The 2,389-nt window shown below is 34.8% G+C and carries 2 protein-coding genes; one reads left to right on the forward strand and one right to left on the reverse strand.

Going from position 1 to position 2,389, the window contains the following annotated elements; genetic code table 11:
• Positions 1 to 791, forward strand: a 791-nt coding sequence (locus DM84_RS05715; RefSeq protein ID WP_250779021.1) for an Rpn family recombination-promoting nuclease/putative transposase, incomplete at its 5' end; no start/stop codon positions are given.
• A 392-nt stretch (positions 792 to 1,183) separates the two neighbouring features.
• Here DM84_RS05715 and DM84_RS05720 read toward each other — a convergent pair.
• Positions 1,184 to 2,389 (reverse strand): latrotoxin-related protein (locus tag DM84_RS05720; protein ID WP_250779022.1); only part of this gene is annotated, 1,206 nt, incomplete at its 5' end.

The following is a 2,389-nucleotide window of genomic DNA, read 5'->3' on the forward strand; positions in this document are numbered from 1 at the left end:
CTATTCAGGATGTTGAATTCTTAGCTACCATTTTGGACCCTGAAATTGCTGCTAAAAAGCAGAGCATTGTCGATGTTCTTTGTAAAGATTCCCTAGGCTCGAGGTATATAATAGAGATGCAGTTCACTAAGACCAAAGGCTTCGAAAAACGTGCTCAATATTATGCTGCTCAAGCTTACTCAAGTCAAGCAGATCAAGGTGATGATTATCATAACCTCAAGGAAATTATCTTCATAGCTGTTGCTGATTGTATTATTTTTCCAAATAAGACTGAGTATAAATCAAATCATACTATTCGCGATGAGAATACCAATGAACATGACTTAAAGGACTTCTATTTCGTATTCATAGAACTACCAAAATTTACAAAGACGAAAGAAGATCAATTGGAAAACATAGTTGAAAAATGGTGTTATTTTTTTCGATATGCAGCAGAAACGAGAGAAGAGGACCTAGATAAAATAGCAGGCAGTGATGTAGTAATAAAACGAGCTTATGAAGAGATGAATAAGTTTAATTGGTCGGAAGAAGAATTACTAGCATATGAACAAATGAAAAAACGTATAATGGATGAGATAGCTGCTTTTGCTCAAAAATTTGATGAAGGTCTTAAGGTCGGAGAAGAAAGAGGCTTCCAAATCGGTCATCAAAAAGGCAGAGCGGAAGGTCGGAAAGAAAGGGACATTGAAGTCGCAAAAAACTCACTTAAGGCCGGTATCTCTATAGACGTTATCGCTCAAATTACCGGCCTCTCTCACTCTGAAATTTTACAACTCAGGGAAAAAACATAAATACTACAACTTATTCACTTTACTTTTCAACATTTATGAAAATCTTTTCTAAGTTAGACATACCCCTAATCAAGAGTCTAGTGAACTATCTAAAATAGCTATAAAGATTACACACAGAATTACATAGATTACTACCATAACAAAACCCTCCTATTCAGCCTTCCATATCAAAAATACATACTGTAAGTTTAATATGGAGAGTACATTACCACTTATTTCCCAATTCCAGTCTTATTGCCTATAATTTCTACTTCATCCATGTTAGTATTAGGACCCTCAAATTTGCTACTGATCTCCCTAATTTTCTGGCTAATTCTACAGCCTTTACTTTAAATTCTACTGTAAATTTTCTACTATTTAGCATATTATAGCTCCACCTCTTATATTATAACCTACCTATTGATATTACCTCCAAGCTTGGTTGCTCCTATCTCAGAAAGACAAGTTGATACTTTTGAATGGCTGTGAACTGAAGCATTACTTAAATAACTTTGAGGCTCTAAACTCATTTGCTTTGTACCATCAACTTCTAATCTACCATCTCTGTTGTGTAATATCTGCTCTATTGATTGATTTAGCAGACCCTTATTAAATTGAGCTATAAACTTGTCAAACTTTTTCGGACTTAACTTACCAGGGCATCCTGCTTCTCTACCAGGACATGCTTCTTCTAGGTATGAGTTTAAAACTCCCGAAATCTCATCAAATTTACCACTCATGATTTTTCCTGTAACTTCTTTCTGTATTTCCACAAAATCAATATTTAATCGATGCATTGATACACCACTTTTTAATCCAGCTTGTTCTACTACTTTCTCAAATCCCTCTGTAATATTTAATGCATAGCCCTGTGCTTCTAGTGGGGATATAGACTGATCTACTGTAGAAATATACTTCTGACCTGTAACTTTTCTAATTAATAAATCAAGTAATATTATTGTACCATTAAAATCAACCTGTGATAGATAGTGATCTCCCATTTCTAGTATTATATTTCCGCTACTAGGTTTAAATTTAACAGGTGTTTGCCTTTCACGCATTTGTTTTATATTTGCATTTACATAATCAATGTTGTCTCGAAAGAAACCTCCATTTTCTTGTTTTTTATCTGTACCATCAGATGGTAGTGTGGTACTTGTTGAACTACTATTACTTACCGAAGCTTTGGCAAATTGCTCATCAACTTGTGGTATTGAACTTGCAGTATTTGATGCTTCCTCAGATAAAGCAGCTCTAAACCCACCTACAGAACTTTTCACCCAACTAAACAAATCATTTATCCATGAAGATGGTCTTGTACCACTACTTGCTGTTATCTCAGGTTGATCACTTAAATCTATAGCAAGAGGTTTTCTTGACATATGATGATGATTGTGATCTCCATGGTGATGACGGCGTTTACGTTGTACAGGCTTTTCTCTTTCTTGATTAAGTTTTTCTAAGCACTGCACAACATCACTACATTCTTCATTTTTACTATGTTCTCTAAGTTTTTCTTTAGCAATATCTAGTGGTGTTTTACCATCCCTTTCAGTATCGATATTAGCCCCTCGACTGATAAGCTCTCTAACTTTAGGGAGATTTTCTTCTCTTACAGC

It is taken from the genome of Wolbachia pipientis (assembly GCF_023661085.1).
GTDB lineage: Bacteria > Pseudomonadota > Alphaproteobacteria > Rickettsiales > Anaplasmataceae > Wolbachia.